Source organism: Klebsiella sp. 1SOBk10mer (genome assembly GCF_046602535.1).
GTDB classification, from domain to species: Bacteria; Pseudomonadota; Gammaproteobacteria; order Enterobacterales; family Enterobacteriaceae; genus Klebsiella; species Klebsiella quasipneumoniae.
Window position 1 is genome coordinate 35,204 of sequence record NZ_JBKIUP010000006.1, and the last position, 21,588, is coordinate 56,791.

Sequence of the window (21,588 nt, forward strand, 5' to 3'; positions counted from 1 at the left end):
TTCATGGTGACCGGGCTTCTGGTCAGATTCCCGGCCGATCCGGCATCTGGCAAATAACGTAGCCCCCAGCCGGAGAGCCGCTTAGTTGGTGGCCGGGTATTCCTGGACGGCGATATGGAGCGTGATTTTCTTATCATCACGCATGATGACTACCGGAATTTCCGATCCCGGACGGATCTCGGCCACCTGATCCATCGTTTCCAGTGCAGAGACCGCAGGTTTGTCATTCACGGAGATGATCACGTCGTTGGCGCGGATCCCCGCCTGTGCGGCCGGTCCGTCCGGCGCGACATCGTTAACCACGATCCCCTGGATCTGATCGATCCCGCCGCCCTGCGCGTGCAGCGGGGCGATCTCCCGGCCGCTAATGCCGATATAGCCGCGGATCACCCGGCCATCCCGGATCAGCTTATCCATAATTTTGGTCGCTAACTGGAACGGGATCGCAAAACCAATGCCTTCTGGCGTTTCGCCGTCGTTGCTCTTATCAAAGGAGAGGGTGTTAATGCCCATCAGCTCGCCGAGGGAGTTCACTAGCGCCCCGCCGGAGTTACCGTGGTTGATCGACGCGTCAGTCTGCAGGAAATTCTGGCGCCCGGTGGGGTTGAGGCCAATGCGCCCTGTGGCGCTGATGATCCCCTGGGTGATGGTCTGTCCCAGGTTATAGGGGTTGCCAATCGCCAGCACCACATCGCCAATATGTGGGGTGCGTTTCGGGTTGATCGGGATCACCGGCAGCCCGCCGGTGGCGTTGATCTTCAGCACCGCGAGGTCGGTCAGGGAATCGGAGCCTACCAGCAGCGCTTCGAAGACCCGGCCGTCCTGCAGCGCGACGATAATCTGGTCGGCATCGTTAATCACATGCTTGTTGGTCAGGATATAGCCGCGCTGGTCCATGATCACCCCGGAGCCAAGCGTCAGCTGATTATGGCTGGTGCTGTTCAGGGCGCGGTTATAGACGTTCACTACGGCGGGCGCCGCGCGGCGTACGGCGGCGTTATAGCTCGCAGGGGAGTCGTCTGCCGTATCGTTCTGAGTGGTCGGCGCCAGCTGCCACTGGCGCAGCGAAGGCATCAAGGCCAACAGCAGGCCCCCGACAAGCAAACCGATGAGTACTGAACGTAATAACTTTCCAGGCATGATGCAGATATCGTTAATGAATGGTCAGGCGCAGCATAGCATGAGTTGTCCGGACATCGCACATGGCGGCGATGTCCGGGGAGACAATCAGCGCAGCAGCAGATAGATGCTTTCGTTGCCGCGGATCACGTTCAGGGCGATGACCGGCGGTTTGCCTTCGAGCACTTTGCGTAGTTCGGCAATCGAATGAATACGCTCCCGGTTAAGGCCAATGATAATGTCATCCTTATGCAGGCCGACCTGGGCGGCGGCGCTGCCTTTATCGACATTATCGATCACCACCCCTTTGGTACCATCTTTCATCTGACCGTCGCTAAACGAGGCACCCTGCAGAGCCGGGATAATCAGCTCAGCGCTGGCGGTGGAGGAGGTGCTCTTATCCAGCGTCACTTCGACATCGACCGGTTTTCCGTCGCGCAGCAGGCCCAGTTTGACTTTGGTCCCCGGCTCGGTAGTGGCAATGCGCGAGCGCAGCTCGGCAAAACTGTTCAGCGGTTTGCCGTTCAGGCTAACGATGACGTCGCCGGATTTGATCCCCGCTTTGGCGGAGCCGGAGTTTGGCAGCACTTCACTGACGAAGGCGCCGCGCTGAACGTTGAGGTTCATCGCCTTGGCGATATCGGCGCTCATTTCCATGCCTTTAATGCCCAGCAGGCCGCGCTTGATTTCGCCAAACTGAATGAGCTGGTCGGCGAGGGTTTTCGCCATGTTGCTCGGGATGGCGAAGCCGATGCCGATGCTGCCGCCGCCCGGCGCCAGGATCGCGGTGTTGATCCCGATAAGCTCGCCGTTGAGGTTCAACAGCGCGCCGCCGGAGTTGCCGCGGTTGATGGAGGCATCGGTCTGGATGAAATTCTCCAGCCCTTCAAGGTTCAGGCCGCTGCGGCCAAGGGCAGAGATAATGCCGGAGGTGGCGGTCTGGCCAAGGCCGAACGGGTTGCCGACGGCGACGGCGAAGTCGCCGACGCGCAGTTTATCGGAGTCAGCAATGGCGATTTGCGTCAGGTTTGACGGCTTAATCAGCTGCAGTAGAGCAATATCGCTCTGTTCATCGCTGCCGACCAGTTTGGCATCAAATTCACGGCCATCGTTCAGCTGGACGCTGATCTTCTGCGCCTGATTGATGACGTGGTTATTGGTCAGCACGTAGCCTTTCGCCGCGTCGATGATGACGCCGGAGCCAAGCCCTTCAAACGGCTGCGCCTGTTCTTGCGGGGCGTTATCGCCAAAATATTTCTTCAGCTCTTCTGGCATATTGAGCGTCGGCGAGGCAGTGCCTTCCACCTGCACGCTGACTACCGCCGGCAGGACCTTTTCCAGCATCGGCGCCAGGCTTGGTAACGCGCCCTGGCCGGGCACCTGAGTCGGTAAGGATGCTGCTGCCGGAGGCAGAACCGACAACGATAACCCAATGCTTAACGCTAACGCACTCAACAGCAAAGTCTGTTTCTTCATTAGATGCTGGCTCTCGTAATCTGAGGTGTATGGAAAAATGTCCTGAACAAGCTGATGTTATTGAATTTTTGCGCAGGTAACAATGTGGGGACTGGTTTAAATTGTAGCCGGGAAGTGGGGGAAGGAGCGGGCGCGATGGGCGCGCCCGGAGAATATTTTATCAGAGGCGATCGATTAATCGCGTTTTGCGCCACCGCGCAGTAAACCGGATGCGCCTTCGGAGTAGTCGCGCGGCATCTGGACCGGCGCCTGATCGTTGCTGGCTTCAGACTCTGCCAGGCGGTTGCGGAACGGGTTGGCGTCTGCCATGGAATCCGGCAGCAGGTTGTTAGAGCTTTTCGCCATATGCTGATACAGCTGACGGTAGTCGTGCGCCATGTTATCCAGCAGCTCGGCGCTGCGCGCAAAATGGCTGACCAGCTCTTCACGGTACTCTTCAAGCTCGGCTTTATTCTTTTCCAGTTCGAACTGCAGCGCCTGCTGCTGGCGCAGTTTGCGGTTGCCGAAACGCATGGCGACGGCACCAATGATGATACCGACGACTAACCCAATTAGCGCGTATTCCCAGGTCATGAACATCTCCCGTTGTATTGTGGTTCCGTAGGGTGGCTCTTAGGCTCTCCGCCTGCGCCCGATAGTGCCACTATAACCGCTAATTCCACAGAAGTGGAATCCTGGCGTATCATCGCGTAGTGTAGAACGGCCTTTTTTTCGTCAATCGTGAGCTTCGACATCACGGTTTTCAAGGAATAACAATTAGATCATGCAAAGCCTGTCTCCAACATCGCGTTACCTTTCAGCCCTGAAAGAGGGCAGCCATCAACCCGACGACGTCCAACAAGAAGCGGTGAGCCGCCTTGATACCATTTACCAGGAGCTGCAGACTCAGCCCGCGCCCGTCGCGTCAGGCGGCGGTTTGCGCGCGAAATTCGGCAAACTGCTGGGTAAGCGCGAACCAGCAGCCGAGGCGACGCCTGTCCGCGGCCTGTATATGTGGGGCGGCGTGGGGCGAGGGAAAACCTGGCTGATGGACCTGTTTTACCAGAGCCTGCCGGGCGAGCGTAAGCAGCGCCTGCATTTCCATCGCTTTATGCTGCGGGTGCACGAAGAGCTGACCACCCTGCAGGGCCATAGCGACCCGCTGGAGATTGTCGCCGACCGCTTTAAAGCGGAAACCGACGTGCTCTGTTTCGACGAGTTTTTTGTCTCCGATATTACTGACGCCATGCTGTTGGGCGGTCTGATGAAAGCCCTGTTCGCCCGCGGCATCACGCTGGTGGCGACTTCCAATATTCCGCCGGATGAGCTCTATCGCAATGGCCTGCAGCGCGCCCGTTTTCTGCCCGCTATCGACGCCATCAAGCAGCATTGCGATATTATGAACGTTGATGCCGGCATCGATTATCGCTTGCGTACCCTGACCCAAGCGCACCTGTGGCTGTCGCCGCTGAATAACGACACCCGCGAACAGATGGATAAACTGTGGCTGGCGCTGGCCGGCGCGCCGCGCGCTGCCGGGCCGACGCTGGAGATCAACCATCGCGAGCTGCCGACCCTCGGCGTGGAAAACCAGACGCTGGCGGCGTCGTTCGCCACGCTGTGCGTGGATGCCCGCAGCCAGCATGACTATATCGCGCTCTCCCGCCTGTTCCACACCGTGATGCTGTTCGACGTGCCGGTGATGACCGCGCAGCTGGAGAGCGAAGCCCGGCGCTTTATCGCCCTGGTGGATGAGTTCTATGAGCGCCACGTGAAGCTGGTGGTCAGCGCGGCGGTGCCGCTGTACGACATTTATCAGGGAGAGCGGCTGAAGTTTGAGTTCCAGCGCTGTCTGTCGCGCCTGCAGGAGATGCAGAGCGAAGAGTACCTCAAGCGCCCGCATATGCCCTGACAGGACACTTTTCCTGGCGAATTAAGGGCCGCAGGGCCGCTCCGGGAGCTGCCTGAAAAATCTCATAAAGGGGTCGATCTTTGACCCCGACTTCTCTATAATCTTGCGACCCCACGTTACGAGAAGGTTTTTTTCCCGAAACTTTCTATGTGCCGGCATAGGCTATTCGAAGGGGTAGGTTTGCTGGACAATGTCGTGTGAACCTCAACTGACTAAACGTTTGGGTGTTCACCAACGTGTAACTTATTATTTGGGTAAGCTTTTAATGAAAACTTTTACAGCTAAACCAGAAACCGTAAAACGCGACTGGTATGTTGTTGACGCGACCGGTAAAACTCTGGGCCGTCTGGCTACTGAACTGGCTCGTCGCCTGCGCGGTAAGCACAAAGCGGAATACACTCCGCACGTTGATACCGGTGACTACATCATCGTTCTGAACGCAGAAAAAGTTGCTGTTACCGGCAACAAGCGCGAAGACAAAATGTACTACCACCACACCGGCCACATCGGTGGTATCAAAGAAGCGACCTTTGAAGAGATGATTGCCCGCCGTCCTGAGCGTGTGATTGAAATCGCGGTTAAAGGCATGCTGCCAAAAGGCCCGCTGGGTCGTGCTATGTACCGTAAACTGAAAGTTTACGCGGGTAACGAGCACAACCACGCGGCACAGCAACCGCAAGTTCTTGACATCTAATCGGGATTATAGGCAATGGCTGAAAATCAATACTACGGCACTGGTCGCCGCAAAAGTTCCGCAGCTCGCGTTTTCATCAAACCGGGCAACGGCAAAATCGTTATCAACCAGCGTTCTCTGGAACAGTACTTCGGTCGTGAAACTGCCCGCATGGTAGTTCGTCAGCCGCTGGAACTGGTCGACATGGTTGAGAAACTGGATCTGTACATCACTGTTAAAGGTGGTGGTATCTCTGGTCAGGCTGGTGCGATCCGTCACGGTATCACCCGCGCTCTGATGGAGTACGACGAGTCCCTGCGTTCTGAACTGCGTAAAGCTGGCTTCGTCACTCGTGACGCTCGTCAGGTTGAACGTAAGAAAGTCGGTCTGCGTAAAGCACGTCGTCGTCCGCAGTTCTCCAAACGTTAATTGTTTTCTGCTCACGCAGAACAATTTGCGAAAAAACCCGCTTCGGCGGGTTTTTTTATGGATAAAACGACTGTTATCCACAAGCTTACCGCCGGTTCTCGCCACTTTTTCAGCATTTCCAGAATCCCCTCACCACAACGTCTTCAAAATCTGGTAAACTATCATCCAATTTTCTGCCCAAATGCTGGTGATTGTTCATTTTTTGTTTTATTCGTGAACGAAGGTGACATCGCGCTAATGGGGTTTTTACATCTGGCTGGCCATGAGTGGCTGGCAGCAGTACAAAATTCTGAATATACCTGGAGGTTTTCATGGCTGTCGCTGCCAACAAACGTTCGGTAATGACGCTGTTTTCTGGTCCTACTGACATCTATAGCCATCAGGTCCGCATTGTGCTGGCCGAGAAGGGTGTCAGTTTTGAGATAGAGCACGTGGAGAAGGACAACCCGCCTCAGGATCTGATTGACCTCAACCCGAATCAAAGCGTACCGACGCTGGTGGATCGTGAGCTCACTCTGTGGGAATCCCGCATCATTATGGAATACCTGGATGAGCGTTTCCCGCACCCGCCGTTAATGCCGGTTTATCCGGTGGCGCGTGGCGAAAGCCGTCTGTATATGCAACGTATCGAGAAGGACTGGTATTCGCTGATGAACACCATCCAGAGCGGTACCGCAGCGCAAGCTGATGCTGCGCGTAAGCAGCTGCGTGAAGAACTGCTGGCCATCGCGCCGGTCTTCACCCAGAAACCTTACTTCCTGAGCGATGAGTTCAGCCTGGTGGATTGCTACCTGGCGCCGCTGCTGTGGCGTTTGCCGGTTCTCGGTGTGGAGCTGGTTGGCGCAGGCGCGAAAGAGCTCAAAGGCTATATGACTCGCGTATTTGAGCGTGATTCCTTCCTCGCTTCTTTAACTGAAGCCGAGCGTGAAATGCGCCTCGGTCGGGGCTAAATAATGGATGTATCACAGCTGACGCCGCGTCGCCCGTATCTGCTGCGGGCGTTTTATGACTGGCTGCTGGATAACCAGCTGACGCCGCACCTGGTGGTGGATGTCACACTGCCGGGCGTGCTCGTGCCGATGGAGTACGCGCGCGACGGGCAAATCGTTCTCAATATTGCTCCGCGTGCGGTAGGTAATCTTGAGCTGGCGAACGACGAAGTGCGCTTCAACGCGCGCTTTGGCGGCGTGCCGCGCAACGTGTCTGTCCCGCTGGCTGCGGTACTCGCCATCTATGCCCGTGAGAACGGCGCTGGCACGATGTTTGAACCGGAAGCGGCCTATGACGAAGACGTCAGCAGCCTCAACGATGATGACGTCGCGCCTGAGAGTGAAAGCGAAACGGTGATGTCGGTGATTGATGGCGATAAGCCGGACAATCACGACGACGATCCTGACGACACGCCGCCGCCGCGCGGTGGCCGCCCGGCGCTGCGCGTCGTGAAATAATCCTTACCAGGCCCTTCGGGGCCTGTTTTATGCTCTCTGCAAAATTCTTGTGTTAAGATGGAACAGCCGTCACATGCTGTCACAAATCACGCAATGGTCCCTATGAGCGCATTTGATCCACAAGCCGAAGATACCCCGTCCTCCATTGGCAACAGCCTTGGCCGCCGTCCTCTGGCGCGCAAAAAACTGTCTGAAATGGTGGAAGAAGAGCTGGAGCAGATGATCCGGCGCCGGGAGTTTGCGGAGGGTGAACAGCTGCCGTCCGAACGTGAGCTAATGACCTTTTTTAACGTCGGACGTCCTTCGGTTCGTGAAGCGCTGGCGGCGCTGAAGCGTAAGGGACTGGTGCAGATCAGCAACGGCGAACGCGCTCGCGTTTCCCGGCCTTCAGCGGACACCATCATTGGCGAGCTTTCCGGCATGGCGAAAGACTTTTTGTCTCACCCTGGCGGTATCGCGCATTTTGAACAGCTGCGTCTGTTTTTTGAGTCCAGTCTGGTTCGCTATGCCGCAGAACACGCCAGCAATGAGCAGTTGGAAAAGCTGACGCAAGCGCTAAAGATCAACAGTCAATCGCTGGATGACAATGCGCTGTTTATCCGCTCTGACGTTGAATTTCACCGCGTGCTTGCGGAAATCCCCGGTAATCCAATCTTTATGGCTATCCATGTGGCCCTGCTGGACTGGCTAATCGCCGCCCGGCCAACGGTGCCCGAGCGCGAACTGCACGAACATAACAGCGTCAGCTATCAACAGCATATCGCTATTGTTGATGCTATTCGTCGTCGCGATCCTGACGAAGCCGATCGCGCCCTCCAGACCCACCTCAATAGCGTATCCGCCACCTGGCACGCCTTAGGTCAGAAAGCCTGATCTCATAGTTTACCCTCACGATCCTGAGGATCGTTTAGTGAAGTAGATCGCATTATAAGCGTTCTCTATTACTCTGCTGCTTATTTGATCTGGTATAACAGGTATAAAGGTACATAGTTAATCATCAAAAATTCACAAAGAGGTAGATATGGCGGTCAATTTACGTGGGGTTATGGCGGCGTTGCTTACGCCGTTCGATGGGCAGCAAAAACTGGATAAAGAGAGCCTGCGTCGACTGGTGCGATTTAATCTGCGTCAGGGTGTTGATGGACTATATGTTGGAGGATCTACCGGTGAAGCCTTTGTCCAGAGCGGCACAGAGCGTCAGGAAGTGCTGGAGATCGTAGCGGAAGAGGCGAAAGGCAAAATGACTCTTATCGCCCATGTCGGCTGCGTGAGTACCCTCGAAAGCCAGCAACTGGCAAGGGCTGCGGTAGGTTATGGCTACGATGCTGTCTCCGCCGTCACGCCGTTCTATTATCCGTTTAGTTTCGAAGAACACTGCGCGCATTATCAGGCCATTATTGAGTCGGCTGATGGCTTGCCGATGGTGGTGTACAACATCCCGGCGCTAAGCGGCGTGAAGCTGACCCTCGATCAAATCAATACCCTGGTGACGCTGCCTGGCGTCGGTGCGCTAAAGCAGACTTCAGGCGATCTATTCCAGATGGAACAGATCCGACGGGCTCATCCGGATCTGGTGTTGTACAACGGTTACGATGAGATATTTGCCTCAGGCCTGTTGGCCGGAGCTGATGGCGGTATTGGGAGTACTTACAACATCATGGGCTGGCGTTACCAGGGAATGGTCGCGGCGCTGAAAGTGGGTGATGTTGCCAAAGCACAGCAGCTGCAATGTGAGTGCAACAAGGTAATCGACCTGTTGATTAAAACCGGCGTATTCCGTGGTTTGAAAACCGTATTGCACTATATGGATGTGGTCTCTGTGCCGCTGTGCCGTAAGCCGTTTGCACCGGTAGACGAAAAATTCTTGCCGGAGCTGAAAGCGCTGGCGCAGCAGCTAATGCAGGAACACGGCTGATCGGTAGCCGGGTGGCGACAGTGCTTTCCGGCCTGCGGTTGCTCTTTCCTGGCCCGGCAAGCGAAGCCCCCTGGCGCGACAACAAACATCGTCGGGAGAGTAAAATGAGTACACTGCCCCAGAACATCCCGTGGTACCGCCATCTTAGCCGTCCCCAGTGGCGGGCTTTTTCCGCCGCCTGGCTCGGGTATCTGCTTGATGGTTTTGATTTTGTATTAATCGCCCTGGTGCTCACCGAAGTGCAGGGGGATTTTGGCCTGACGACCGTTCAGGCTGCAAGTCTCATCTCAGCGGCTTTCATTTCTCGCTGGTTTGGCGGTCTGATGCTTGGCGCGATGGGCGATCGCTATGGTCGACGCCTGGCGATGGTGACCAGCATTATTCTGTTCTCTCTCGGTACTCTGGCCTGCGGTTTTGCGCCGGGTTACACAACAATGTTTATCGCGCGTCTGGTTATCGGTATGGGAATGGCTGGAGAGTACGGCTCCAGCGCCACTTACGTTATCGAAAGCTGGCCAAGGCATTTACGCAATAAGGCCAGCGGTTTTCTGATTTCCGGGTTTTCCGTTGGCGCAGTTATCGCCGCGCAGGTTTATAGCCTGGTGGTACCCGTCTGGGGCTGGCGCGCGCTTTTTTTCATCGGCATTGTTCCCATCGTATTTGCCCTCTGGCTGCGGAAAAATATTCCGGAAGCCGAAGACTGGAAAGAGAATCATGAAGGCAAAGAACCGGTACAGACTATGGTCGATCTGCTTTATCGCGGCAAGCATCGGGTTATTAACATCCTGATGACCATCGTGGCGGCGACTGCCCTATGGTTCTGTTTTGCCGGTGGCTTACAAAATGCAGGTATCGTTCTGCTGCTGGGCGTAATGTGCGCGGTGATATTTATCAGCTTTATGGTGCAGAGCAGCGGTAAACGCTGGCCTACGGGCGTGATGCTGATGGTGGTGGTACTTTTCGCCTTCCTTTATTCATGGCCAATTCAGGCGCTGCTGCCGACTTATCTGAAAACCGAGCTGGCCTATGACCCGTCGACGGTGGCAAAGATTTTGTTTTTCAGCGGGTTTGGCGCGGCGGTTGGCTGCTGTGTGGGCGGATTTCTCGGGGACTGGCTGGGCACCCGCAAGGCCTATGTTTACAGCCTGCTGGCTTCACAGTTGTTGATTATTCCGGTCTTTGCAATTGGCGGCACAAACATCTGGGTTCTTGGCCTGCTTCTGTTTTTCCAGCAGATGTTAGGGCAGGGGATCTCCGGGATCTTGCCAAAACTGATTGGCGGCTATTTCGATACCGATCAGCGGGCGGCTGGACTTGGTTTTACCTACAACGTGGGGGCGCTGGGAGGCGCGATTGCGCCGGTGCTGGGTGCCTTAATTGCCCAGCGTTTGGATTTGGGTACCGCGTTGGGATCGCTCTCTTTTGGTCTGACCTTCGTTGTAATCCTGCTGATTGGGCTGGATATGCCGTCCCGCGTACAGCGCTGGATTCGGCCGGAAGCGATACGAACTCATGATGCGATCGATGGTAAACCTCTAATCGGAGCGGTGCCTTTTGGTGGTAACAAAAGCGGTTTAGTTAAGACCAGATAACAACAGCCCGGCTGCGGTGCCGGGTGTGCATATTTATCAGGGAGCGAGTATGTCTTTGCTTAAAGAATTGGATTTACGCATTAGCGCTAACGGCGGTCTTATTGTTTCCTGTCAACCGGTACCCGGCAGCCCATTGGATAAGCCGGAGATCGTTGCCGCGATGGCGCTGGCGGCGGAGCAGGCCGGGGCGGTCGCGTTGCGCATTGAAGGCGTAGAGAATCTGCGCGCGGTACGCGCGCAGGTAAAGGTGCCGATTATCGGCATTATTAAACGCGATCTGGATGATTCGCCGGTAAGGATCACGCCCTATCTGGAAGATATCGATGCATTGATGCAGGCTGGCGCCGATATTATCGCCGTTGATGGCACAGAGCGAGCGCGCCCTGTTCCAGTGGCAACGCTACTGGCGCGTATCCACCAGCATAAGCTAGTGGCGATGGCCGACTGCTCCTCTCTTGAGGATGGCCTGGCCTGTCAAGCTCTTGGCGCGGAAATCATCGGCACTACGCTGTCGGGCTATACCATGGCGTATACCCCGGATGAACCAGATCTGGAGCTGGTGAAAGCGCTGGCGGAGGCCGGTTGCAGGGTGAATGCGGAAGGGCGCTACAACACACCGGCTCAGGCAGCGGAAGCCATACGCCACGGTGCGTGGGCGGTGACCGTTGGTTCTGCGATTACCCGCCTGGAACATATTTGCCAGTGGTATAACACGGCGTTAAAAGAGACGAAGTCATGACGACGCTGGCGATAGATATTGGCGGTACGAAGCTTGCTGCGGCGCTGGTAACGGATGACCTGCTGCTCTGCGATCGTCGCGAGCTACCCACTCCTGCCAGCAAAACAGCGGATGCTCTGAACACGGCGCTGGAGGCGCTTGTCAGGCCTCTGTGCATGCGGGCAAAGCGCGTCGCGATAGCCTCGACCGGGATTATTCGTGAAGGAAACCTGATTGCAATTAATCCACAGAATCTTGGCGGACTCATGCACTTCCCGCTGGTAAAAACGTTACGAGAAATAACCGGTCTGCCAACGCTGGCGATAAATGATGCTCAGGCGGCAGCCTGGGCGGAATACCAGGCGATGGCTGATAAGGTCAGCGATATGGCGTTTATTACCGTTTCTACCGGGGTTGGCGGCGGCGTGGTGAGCAACGGTACTTTACTTACCGGGGCCGGAGGCCTGGCCGGACACCTGGGGCACTCGTTAGCCGATCCTGACGGACCGCTTTGCGGCTGCGGTCGCGTCGGCTGCGTAGAGGCCATTGCTTCCGGACGGGGAATCGCCGCGGCGGCAACTGACGATCTCTGCGGACTGGATGCGAAATCTATTTTTACTTTTGCGGCGCAAGGCCACCCGCAGGCGCGTTTACTCATTCAGCACTCGGCACAAACTTTGGCGCGGATGATTGCCGATCTTAAAGCGTTGACCGATTGCCAGTGCGTGGTCGTTGGCGGCAGTATTGGCCTGGCGGATGGGTACTTACCGTTGGTGAGGGACTATCTGGCGCAAGAACCGGCTATTTACCAGGTTCCATTATGCGCAGCACACTATCGCCATGATGCTGGCCTGCTGGGAGCGGCGCTATGGGGCAAGGAGAGAAGCCATGATTATCGGTGATGTAAACAATCCATTGTTGGCTGGCGTGTCGTCGGGGCTACAAAAGGCGATATCCCTCGCCCTGGATCATGATTTATTGAGTCTTTCTCCCGGAAGCGTTGAACTTCAAGGGGATAATGTCTTTATGAATGTGATGCAGTTTATGACGGAGTTTCCGGCAGATAAAAAGGCTGAACTACATACGAAGTTTATCGATATCCAGATATTACTGGCGGGCGAAGAGCAGATTTTTTTCGGCGTAGCCGGCTCCGCAATGCAGTGCGAGGAGATGCACGTTGAGGAGGATTATCAGCTGTGCAACGCGATTGATGGCGAACAGTCGGTCATTCTGACGCCAGGTATGTTCGCGATCTTTATGCCGGGTGAACCGCATAAGCCAGGATGCGTAATAACCGAGCCCGCAGAGATAAAAAAAGTGGTGATTAAAGTCAGCGCAAATTTGTTAAGCGCATAAATAAGCCCGATGGGATTAACCATCGGGCCTGAGTCCCATACCCGGATAAAACCGCTATCCGGGTATTCGCATTACACTTCCAGGTAGTTCAGGATCCCGTCCGCCGCTTTACGTCCTTCGGCAATCGCGGTGACTACCAGGTCGGAACCGCGCACGATATCGCCACCGGCGAAGATTTTCGGGTTGCTGGTCTGGAAGGCGTTCTCGCTGCCTTCCGGGGCAATGATGCGGCCCTGGGAGTCCAGCTCGACGCTGTGCTTCGCCAGCCACTCCATGCTGTGGGGACGGAAGCCAAACGCCATGACGACGGCGTCTGCCGGCACCACGTGCTCAGAGCCGGGAACGATCTCCGCGCGACGGCGGCCTTTTGCATCCGGCTGGCCCATCTCGGTGCGCGCCATCTTCACGCCGCACACTTTGCCGTTGGCATTCACTTCCACACCCAGCGGCTGGACGTTGAACTGGAACTCCACGCCTTCTTCACGCGCGTTTTTCACTTCGCGTTTTGAACCCGGCATGTTCTCTTCGTCACGACGATAGGCGCAGATCACGTGAGCCGCATTCTGACGGACGGAGGTGCGTACGCAGTCCATCGCGGTGTCGCCACCGCCGAGCACGACCACGCGTTTGCCTTCCATGCTGACGTAGGGCTCATCGGCGGTTTCGCCAAAGCCCATGATCTGCTTGGTATTGGCGATCAGGAACGGCAGCGCGTCGTAGACGCCCTGGGCGTCTTCGTTGTCCAGCCCGCCGCGCATTGACTGATAGGTGCCAACGCCGAGGAACACCGCATCGTACTCTTTCAGCAGGTCGTCAAGCTGCACGTCACGGCCCACTTCGGTATTGAGTTTGAACTCAATGCCCATGCCAGTGAAGATCTCCCGGCGGCGGGTCATCACCTCTTTTTCCAGCTTGAACGCCGGGATACCGAAGGTCAGCAGGCCGCCGATTTCCGGATGGCGGTCAAACACCACCGCCTTGACGCCGTTACGGGTCAGGACGTCGGCACAGGCGAGGCCCGCCGGGCCAGCGCCGATGATAGCGACGGTTTTACCGGTCGGTTTCACGCCGGAGAGATCCGGACGCCAGCCCATCTCGAATGCTTTATCGTTGATATAGCGTTCGATGTTGCCGATGGTCACCGCGCCGAACTCATCGTTCAGCGTACAGGAGCCTTCACACAGGCGGTCCTGCGGGCAAACGCGCCCGCAGACTTCCGGCAGGGTGTTGGTCTGGTGCGACAGCTCAGCCGCCTCAAAAATACGTCCCTCGTTGGCCAGCTTCAGCCAGTTCGGGATGTAGTTATGCACCGGGCACTTCCATTCGCAGTACGGGTTGCCGCAGGACAGGCAGCGATCTGCCTGCGCCTTGGCCTGGCCTTCTGAAAACGGCTCGTAAATTTCCACAAATTCAATTTTACGGATCTTCAGCGGTTTCTTTGGCGGATCAACGCGCTGCAGGTCGATAAATTGATAAACGTTCTGACTCATCTTAACCCCTTACTGCGCCTGCACCCGCAGCTCAGCTGCGGAACGACTACGGTGACCCAACAGTGCTTTAACATCGCTGGACTTCGGTTTAACCAGCGCAAACTTCGCGGAGAAGGCCGGCCAGTTGGCGAGGATCTCTTCGCCGCGTTGCGAACCGGTAAGCTGTACGTGCTCGGTGATTAAACCGCGCAGGTGCTCTTCATGGATGGCCAGAGAGTCAACGTCCAGCACTTCCACCAACTCCGGATTCACGCGCTTGCGGAAGTCGCCATCTTCATCCAGGACATAGGCAAAGCCGCCGGTCATCCCTGCGCCAAAGTTGACGCCGGTTTTACCGAGCACGCAGACGATGCCGCCGGTCATATATTCACAGCCGTTGTCGCCGATGCCTTCCACCACGGTAATGGCGCCGGAGTTACGCACCGCGAAACGCTCACCTGCGCGGCCTGCGGCGTACAGACGACCACCGGTCGCGCCGTACAGGCAGGTGTTGCCGATAATGCTGGCTTCGTGACTGCGGAAAGCGGAGCCCACCGGAGGACGAATGGCCAGCAGACCGCCCGCCATGCCTTTGCCGACATAGTCGTTGGCGTCGCCCGTCAGATGCAGTTCCACGCCGCCGGCGTTCCACACGCCGAAGCTCTGGCCCGCGGTGCCGCTAAAGTGAGCGACGATCGGGTCGCCCGCCAGTCCCTGGTCGCCATGGGTCTGGGCGATATACCCGGACAGCGAGGCCCCCACGGAGCGGTCGGTGTTGCGGATATCGAACCAGAACGTTTTGCTCTGCTTTTCATCAACGTACGGTTTCGCCTGCTGCAGCAGCTGGGCGTTGAGCACGCCGTTATCGAACGGCGGGTTATTTTCGGTGCAGTACAGCGCTTTGCCAGGATGCGGCTCTGCGGTCTCCAGCAGTTTACCCAGATCCAGTTTCTGCTGCTTGGCGGTGAACCCATCCAGCTCTTTGAGCAGATCGGTGCGGCCAATCAGATCCACCAGTCGCTTGACGCCCAGCTGGGCCATCAGCTCGCGGGTTTCACGGGCGATAAATTCAAAGTAGTTGGTCACTTTGAACGGCAGACCGTGATAGTGGTTCTTACGCAGTTTGTCATCCTGGGTCGCCACGCCGGTCGCGCAGTTGTTCAGGTGACAAATACGCAGGTATTTACAGCCCAGCGCCACCATCGGGCCGGTGCCGAAGCCGAAGCTTTCCGCGCCAAGGATCGCCGCTTTGATGATATCGAGGCCGGTTTTCAGGCCGCCATCCACCTGCAGACGGATCTTGTGACGCAGACCGTTAGCGACCAGCGCCTGCTGGGTTTCCACCAGACCAAGCTCCCACGGACAGCCGGCATATTTCACTGAAGTGAGCGGGCTTGCCCCGGTGCCGCCGTCGTAGCCGGCGATGGTGATCAGATCGGCATAAGCCTTGGCTACGCCGGTGGCGATGGTGCCCACGCCCGGTTCCGAAACCAGCTTGACCGAGATCATCGCTTTCGGGTTAACCTGCTTGAGGTCGAAAATCAGCTGCGCCAGATCCTCGATAGAGTAGATATCGTGGTGCGGCGGCGGGGAGATCAGCGTCACGCCCGGTACCGAATAGCGTAGTTTAGCGATGTACGGGGTGACTTTATCACCCGGCAGCTGACCGCCTTCACCCGGCTTCGCGCCCTGGGCGACTTTGATCTGGATAACGTCGGCATTGACCAGATAGGCTGGGGTGACGCCGAAGCGGCCGGATGCCACCTGCTTGATGCGCGACACTTTGTTGGTGCCGTAGCGCGCCGGGTCTTCACCGCCTTCACCGGAGTTGGAGAAGCCGCCGATGCTGTTCATCGCTTCCGCCAGCGACTCGTGCGCTTCCGGACTCAGGGCGCCGATCGACATCGCTGCGGTATCGAAGCGTTTGAACAGCTCCTTCGCTGGCTCCACGTCGTCGATGCTGATGGCGTCTTCGCCCGGGTTGAGCGCCAGCAGATCGCGCAGCGTGGCCGCCGGGCGTTCGTTAACCAGCTTCGCGTATTGTTGATAATCGCTGTACTCACCGCTCTGCACAGCCTGCTGCAGGGTGCGCACCACGTCCGGGTTGTAGGCGTGATATTCGCCGCCGTGAACGTACTTCAGCAGACCGCCCTGAGCCAGCGGCTTGCGTGCCAGCCAGGCGCGTTTCGACAGATTCAGCAGATCCTGCTGGAAATCGTCGAAGCCGGCGCCGCCGATGCGGCTGACCACGCCCTGGAAGCAGAGATCGGAGACATCGCGATGCAGACCGACCGCTTCGAACAGCTTCGAGCAGCGGTAGGAGGCGATGGTCGAGATCCCCATCTTGGACATGATCTTATACAGACCTTTGTTGATACCGTTGCGATAGTTCAGCATCACCGCACGGTACGGTTTATCGATGGCTTTGCTGTCGACCAGCTTCGCCAGCGTTTCATAGGCGAGGTACGGATAGATAGCTGTCGCGCCGAAGCCCAGCAGCACGGCGAAGTGGTGCGGATCGCGAGCGCTGGCGGTTTCAACGATGATGTTGGCATCGCAGCGCAGACTTTTATCGACCAGACGGGTCTGGATCGCGCCAACGGCCATCGGCGCCGGCACCGGCAGGCGGTCTTTGGCGATGTTACGGTCGGAGAGGACCAGCAGCACGGTACCATCGCGTACCATCTGCTCCGCTTTGTCGCACAGGGCCTTCACCGTCTCGCTGAGGGAAGCCTCTGCCGGGTTGAAGGTGATGTCGAGGACGTCGGCACGATAGTGCTCTTCTTCCATCGTCGTCAGCTGTTTGAAATCGGAGTACAGCAGGATCGGCGATTTGAAGCTCAGACGATGCGCCTGGCCTTCCGCTTCGCAGAAGACGTTCATTTCGCGACCGATGCTGGTGGCCAGCGACATGACGTGCGCTTCACGCAGCGGATCGATAGGCGGGTTCGTCACCTGGGCGAACTGCTGACGGAAGTAATCGTAGATAATGCGCGGCTGGCTGGAAAGGACGGCAAACGGCGTGTCATCGCCCATAGAGCCGACCGCCTCCTGGCCATTTTCGCCGAGCACGCGCAGAACCGAGTCCAGCTCTTCCGCGCTGTAGTTAAACTGTTTCTGGTAGCTGGCCAGCAGATCGTCGTCCAGCTGGCGGCTGCCAACCTCTTCGTCCGGCAGATCTTCAAACGGCACCAGGCGACGAACGTTTTTCTCCATCCACTCTTTATACGGATGGCGGCTCTTCAGATCGTCATCGGTTTCCGCCGAGTGCAGAATGCGTCCGGCACGGGTATCGATAACCATCAGCTCGCCCGGGCCCACGCGGCCTTTTTCAACCACTTCGTCCGGCTGGTAGTCCCAGATGCCGACTTCAGAGGCGCAGGTGATGAGCTTATCTTTGGTAATGACGTAGCGCGCCGGGCGCAGGCCATTACGGTCGAGGTTACAGGCCGCGTAGCGACCGTCGGACATGACGATGCCCGCCGGGCCGTCCCATGGCTCCATATGCATGGAGTTAAAGTCGAAGAACGAACGCAGCTCCGGATCCATATCCGGGTTGTTCTGCCAGGCTGGCGGCACCAGCAGACGCATGGCGCGCACGATGTCCATCCCGCCGGCCAGCAGCAGCTCCAGCATGTTGTCCATTGAACTGGAGTCGGAGCCGGTTTCGTTAACGAACGGCGCAGCGTCGTGCAGGTCCGGGATCAGCGGGGTCTGGAACTTATAGGTACGGGCGCGAGCCCACTGGCGGTTGCCGGTGATGGTGTTGATTTCACCGTTGTGCGCCAGGTAGCGGAACGGCTGTGCCAGCGGCCAGCGTGGTACGGTGTTGGTGGAGAAGCGCTGGTGGAACAGGCAGATAGCCGACTCCAGGCGCAGGTCCGCGAGGTCCAGGTAGAAGCGCGGCAAATCCGCCGGCATACACAGACCTTTATAGATGTTGACCAGGTTGGACAAGCTACAAACGTAGAAATCTTTGTCTTCCTGCAGGCGTTTTTCAATGCGACGACGCGCAATAAACAGACGGCGCTCCATATCGCGCGGGCGCCAGCCGGCCGGGGCGTTAACAAAGATTTGCTCAATACGGGGCAGCGAGGAGAGGGCGATTTCACCGAGCACGCCTTCGTTGGTCGGCACATCGCGCCAGCCGACGATCGACAGGGTCTCAAGCTGAAGTTCTTCTTCAACGATGCGGCGCGCCGCTTTCGCCAGTTCAGGATCTTTATTCAGGAACAGCATCCCAACGGCGTAGTTTTTGGCTAAACGCCAGCCGCGCTCTTCGGCAACGATGCGGAAGAAACGATCGGGTTTTTGCAGCAGCAGACCGCAACCGTCGCCGGTTTTACCATCGGCAAGGATTGCGCCACGGTGCTGCATGCGGGCCAGTGCGTGTATCGCGGTTCGCACTACCTTGTGGCTAGGTTCGCCTTCTATGTGGGCGATCAGGCCGAAACCACAGTTATCCCTCTCAAGGGATTTGTCGTACAACATATCAGTGAACCTCCCCAGGCTCTACGGACCCCCTCCGATACCGATTGCGCACAGGCACAGAAAGAGCATGGCGACGGGGTTTGCACCTCGCATTCGCCCTCTTTAAATCCTTTTCGCATCGGTACACAAGTTTGAGGACTTGCTGTTAAGAGGGAATCTCAATTACTGCATAAATATGATGAGCAGAGTGCTCATCCAGAAAGCTTCCAGCGGATTCCCAACTTATCGGGAATCCACACTTACGTCAAATGGCAATCTTATTAATACAAAAATGTGCTATGCAGGTATTAAATTGTTGTTTTTAAAATAAATAATGACATTTTTTATGCTTTGGATACGCCTGCAGAGGGTAAGGCTAGTGTGATCTGTCTCACTGTGCGCGCGGCTTTGCATTACCGATCTACGCTGAAATACATTTCATTATTAGCACATTTGACTGCTGTAAATGTTTGTGATGGATATTAATACTGTTTTTTACCATAAAGCAGATTAGGGCCGCGCGATGATGAAATATAAGGAAAACTCATTACCCTGCGGGTGAATGAAATTGCAGTAATCATGATTGTTTATGCAATGGGATGATTCGCCGCGCTGACGATTGATCCAGGTCATCGCCGTCGGTGACGAAAAGTGGCAGGCTTGGCCCCCTTTGTTGAGGCCGGTCTATCAGATTATGCAGTTACAGAAATTAGTCAATATGTTTGGTGGGGATCTTCTGCGCCGCTATGGTGAAAAGGTCCATAAGCTAACGCTGCACGGCGGTTTTAGCTGCCCGAACCGCGACGGCACGCTGGGCCGTGGCGGTTGCACATTCTGTAACGTGGCCTCGTTTGCGGATGAAGCGCAGCAGCATCGATCCATCGCCGAACAGCTCGCCCATCAGGCGCAGCTTGTTAACCGGGCAAAGCGTTATCTGGCCTACTTTCAGGCTTATACCAGCACCTTTGCTGAAGTGCAGGTGCTCCGCTCGATGTATCGTCAGGCCGTCAGCGAGGCGAATATCGTTGGCCTCTGCGTTGGCACCCGCCCGGACTGCGTGCCGGAGGCGGTTCTCGACCTGCTCAGTGAATACCACCAGCAGGGGTATGAGGTTTGGCTGGAGCTGGGGCTGCAGACCGCCCATGATAAGACCCTGCATCGCATTAACCGCGGGCATGATTTCGCCTGTTACCAGCGCACCGCGCGTCTGGCGCGTGAGCGCGGACTGAAGGTATGCGCGCATCTGATCGTCGGCCTGCCCGGGGAGAGCCAGGAGCACGGCCTCGAGACGGTGGAGCGGGTCGTGACCACCGGCGTGGATGGCATAAAGCTGCATCCGCTGCATATTGTGAAAGGCAGCATTATGGCAAAAGCATGGCAGGCCGGTCGTCTCGATGGCATCGAACTGGAGGCGTATACCGTCACCGCCGGGGAGATGATCCGCCATACCCCGCCGGAGGTGATCTACCATCGCATATCGGCCAGCGCCCGTCGGCCGACGCTGCTCGCGCCGCTGTGGTGCGAAAATCGCTGGACCGGAATGATTGAACTGGATCGCTATCTGAATGAGCAGGGCGCTCAGGGTTCGGCGCTGGGCCGCAGCTGGGTCGCGCCCCAGTCGGCGAAATAGTCTAAGAGGATGCCCGGCGTGATGGCTGCGCCGGGCATGGCTTTCCTGTCAACTAAGCCTGACTGGCTTTCATCGTCACACGCGGCGTTTTGATCACGAACAGCACCAGCAGGGCGCCGAGCGCGGCGATAGTGCCGGCGAGGACAAAGGCGCTGTCGAATTTACCGGTAGACTGCACGATATAGCCGGTGACAATCGGTCCCACGATGCCGGAGACGCTGCCGATAAGGTGGATAAAGCCGCTGGTGCCGCCAACGCGGGATTTATGCACCACGTCCTGGATAATCGCCCAGTAGATCGCTCCGGTGACATAGAGGAAAAAGATGGAGACTGACATCAGCAGAACGGCAGGAACGACGCTGCTGACGGTACCGGCAAGCCCCACACAGATGGCGGCCATCAGCAGACATACCACCAGCACAATTTTGCGTGACAGCAGCAGGCGTCCGGTGAGTTTAAAAATTTTATCGGAAATATAGCCCCCCAGCGCCAGACCGACAAAGCCGACTATCCATGGGATCATGGTGGTGAGGCTCATCTGTTTAATATCGAGATGGTGCTGCTGAACCAGATAGGACGGAAACCAGCTGAGAAAGAAAAACAGAATATAGTTGTAGCAAAAGAAGGCAAAGGCCGTCACCAGTATAATAGGTTGTTTGAGATAATAACCCAGCGAGTGGGCGGTTTGATTTTCAGTTGATTCCAGCGCAGACTCCTCTTGCTTCATATTATTAATGAGCATGAGCTCTTCCCGGCTGACATGTTTATGTTTTTCCGGCGAGTTAGCGGCAATAAAAAACCACACTATCATCCACACAATGCCGATGGCGAAAATAATCATAAACGCCGGGCGCCAGCCGAATGCCAGGGCCAGATAACCGACGATGGGGCCGGCAACCGCGCCGCCCAGCGGAGAGCCGGCGCTGAGCAGCCCCACGGCGGTGGCCGCTTGCTTCTTGGGAAACCAGCCGTTGATCATCTTGTTCGCCGACGCGCAAATCGGGCCCTCAGCCATCCCGAAGAGGACTCGCAGCATCAGCATGGAATAAAAGCCGGTGGCAAAGGCAGTTAAGCCGCAAAACAGCGACCACATCCCCACCGCCAGCCCCAGGACCAGCGTTGCGCCAAACTTATCTACGGCCAGACCGCCAATAAAATTAAATACCGCATAGCCGAAGAAAAAACTGCCGAAAATAATACCAAATTGTTCAGCGTTTAGCGCCAGATCCTTTTCAATCATTGGTACCGTAATGGATAACGCCACCCGGTCCAGATAATTAATCATATATACTAAAAATAATAACAGGACGATAATCCAGCGGATATTTTTTCCCATGATGACACCATGATGATTATATTATTGAGCTCTTGCGCGACGGATATCAATATTCACGTCGCCCGT

19 protein-coding genes are annotated in these 21,588 nt (G+C 56.7%); 13 read left to right on the forward strand and 6 right to left on the reverse strand.

What is annotated here, in order from left to right:
- Positions 1-81: 81 nt before the first annotated feature.
- The 3 genes from degS to zapG form a co-directional block, all read right to left on the reverse strand.
- A complete protein-coding gene (gene degS, locus ACLH1I_RS16395) occupies positions 82-1,140 on the reverse strand; it encodes an outer membrane-stress sensor serine endopeptidase DegS (protein ID WP_002918568.1) in 1,059 nt (352 codons plus the stop codon).
- A gap of 87 nt (positions 1,141-1,227) precedes the next feature.
- The gene (gene degQ, locus ACLH1I_RS16400) at positions 1,228-2,595 is read right to left on the reverse strand and encodes a serine endoprotease DegQ (RefSeq protein WP_017899931.1); all 1,368 of its coding nucleotides are present in this window, start codon (positions 2,593-2,595) and stop codon (positions 1,228-1,230) included.
- Positions 2,596-2,769: 174 nt separating this feature from the next.
- Positions 2,770-3,168 carry a Z-ring associated protein ZapG gene (gene zapG / locus ACLH1I_RS16405; RefSeq protein ID WP_004206227.1) on the reverse strand — a complete coding sequence of 133 codons (399 nt, stop codon included), beginning with the start codon at positions 3,166-3,168 and terminating at the stop codon, positions 2,770-2,772.
- Positions 3,169-3,358: 190 nt separating this feature from the next.
- On the opposite strand from zapG, the gene zapE reads away from it, so the two are divergent.
- The 12 genes from zapE (at position 3,359) to nanQ (ending at position 12,617) form a co-directional block, all read left to right on the forward strand.
- The gene (zapE, locus tag ACLH1I_RS16410) at positions 3,359-4,486 is read left to right on the forward strand and encodes a cell division protein ZapE (RefSeq protein WP_004206226.1); all 1,128 of its coding nucleotides are present in this window, start codon (positions 3,359-3,361) and stop codon (positions 4,484-4,486) included.
- Positions 4,487-4,751: 265 nt separating this feature from the next.
- Positions 4,752-5,180, forward strand: coding sequence for a 50S ribosomal protein L13 (gene rplM, locus ACLH1I_RS16415; protein ID WP_002918559.1), 429 nt, complete (start codon positions 4,752-4,754; stop codon positions 5,178-5,180).
- Between the two features lie 15 nt (positions 5,181-5,195).
- Positions 5,196-5,588, forward strand: a complete 393-nt coding sequence (rpsI, locus tag ACLH1I_RS16420) for a 30S ribosomal protein S9 (protein WP_000829818.1) — start codon at positions 5,196-5,198, stop codon at positions 5,586-5,588.
- Positions 5,589-5,645: 57 nt separating this feature from the next.
- Complete coding sequence (locus tag ACLH1I_RS16425) at positions 5,646-5,930, forward strand: hypothetical protein (protein ID WP_136023330.1); 285 nt, start codon at positions 5,646-5,648, stop codon at positions 5,928-5,930.
- Positions 5,900-6,538: a stringent starvation protein SspA gene (gene sspA, locus ACLH1I_RS16430; protein WP_002918467.1), complete on the forward strand. Its 639-nt coding sequence runs from the start codon at positions 5,900-5,902 to the stop codon at positions 6,536-6,538. Before ACLH1I_RS16425 ends, sspA begins: the two co-directional genes overlap by 31 nt.
- 3 nt (positions 6,539-6,541) lie before the next feature.
- Positions 6,542-7,036, forward strand: a complete 495-nt coding sequence (gene sspB / locus ACLH1I_RS16435) for a ClpXP protease specificity-enhancing factor (protein ID WP_002918465.1) — start codon at positions 6,542-6,544, stop codon at positions 7,034-7,036.
- Between the two features lie 93 nt (positions 7,037-7,129).
- A complete protein-coding gene (gene nanR / locus ACLH1I_RS16440) occupies positions 7,130-7,909 on the forward strand; it encodes a transcriptional regulator NanR (RefSeq protein ID WP_004206225.1) in 780 nt (259 codons plus the stop codon).
- Between the two features lie 148 nt (positions 7,910-8,057).
- Positions 8,058-8,951, forward strand: coding sequence for an N-acetylneuraminate lyase (nanA, locus tag ACLH1I_RS16445; RefSeq protein WP_004206223.1), 894 nt, complete (start codon positions 8,058-8,060; stop codon positions 8,949-8,951).
- A 104-nt stretch (positions 8,952-9,055) separates the two neighbouring features.
- Complete coding sequence (locus ACLH1I_RS16450) at positions 9,056-10,543, forward strand: MFS transporter (RefSeq protein ID WP_049116166.1); 1,488 nt, start codon at positions 9,056-9,058, stop codon at positions 10,541-10,543.
- Positions 10,544-10,592: 49 nt separating this feature from the next.
- Positions 10,593-11,282 carry an N-acetylmannosamine-6-phosphate 2-epimerase gene (locus ACLH1I_RS16455; protein WP_004206221.1) on the forward strand — a complete coding sequence of 230 codons (690 nt, stop codon included), beginning with the start codon at positions 10,593-10,595 and terminating at the stop codon, positions 11,280-11,282.
- Positions 11,279-12,163 (forward strand): N-acetylmannosamine kinase, encoded by an 885-nt coding sequence (gene nanK / locus ACLH1I_RS16460; protein WP_049116165.1) that lies wholly within the window; start codon positions 11,279-11,281, stop codon positions 12,161-12,163. The genes ACLH1I_RS16455 and nanK overlap by 4 nt, the downstream gene beginning before the upstream one ends.
- Complete coding sequence (gene nanQ / locus ACLH1I_RS16465; RefSeq protein ID WP_004206219.1) at positions 12,150-12,617, forward strand: N-acetylneuraminate anomerase; 468 nt, start codon at positions 12,150-12,152, stop codon at positions 12,615-12,617. Before nanK ends, nanQ begins: the two co-directional genes overlap by 14 nt.
- Positions 12,618-12,688: 71 nt before the next feature.
- Here the strand turns inward: nanQ and gltD are convergent, their stop codons facing one another.
- Both gltD and gltB read right to left on the reverse strand, forming a co-directional pair.
- Entirely contained in the window at positions 12,689-14,107 is a 1,419-nt protein-coding gene (gene gltD / locus ACLH1I_RS16470) for a glutamate synthase subunit GltD (protein ID WP_004206218.1), read from the reverse strand.
- Positions 14,108-14,116: 9 nt separating this feature from the next.
- Positions 14,117-18,577 (reverse strand): glutamate synthase large subunit, encoded by a 4,461-nt coding sequence (gene gltB, locus ACLH1I_RS16475; RefSeq protein ID WP_017899925.1) that lies wholly within the window; start codon positions 18,575-18,577, stop codon positions 14,117-14,119.
- Positions 18,578-19,250: 673 nt separating this feature from the next.
- On the opposite strand from gltB, the gene ACLH1I_RS16480 reads away from it, so the two are divergent.
- Positions 19,251-20,186, forward strand: coding sequence for a TIGR01212 family radical SAM protein (locus tag ACLH1I_RS16480; RefSeq protein ID WP_151628891.1), 936 nt, complete (start codon positions 19,251-19,253; stop codon positions 20,184-20,186).
- Between the two features lie 52 nt (positions 20,187-20,238).
- Here the strand turns inward: ACLH1I_RS16480 and ACLH1I_RS16485 are convergent, their stop codons facing one another.
- The gene (locus tag ACLH1I_RS16485) at positions 20,239-21,522 is read right to left on the reverse strand and encodes an MFS transporter (protein ID WP_004206215.1); all 1,284 of its coding nucleotides are present in this window, start codon (positions 21,520-21,522) and stop codon (positions 20,239-20,241) included.
- Positions 21,523-21,588: the final 66 nt, after the last annotated feature.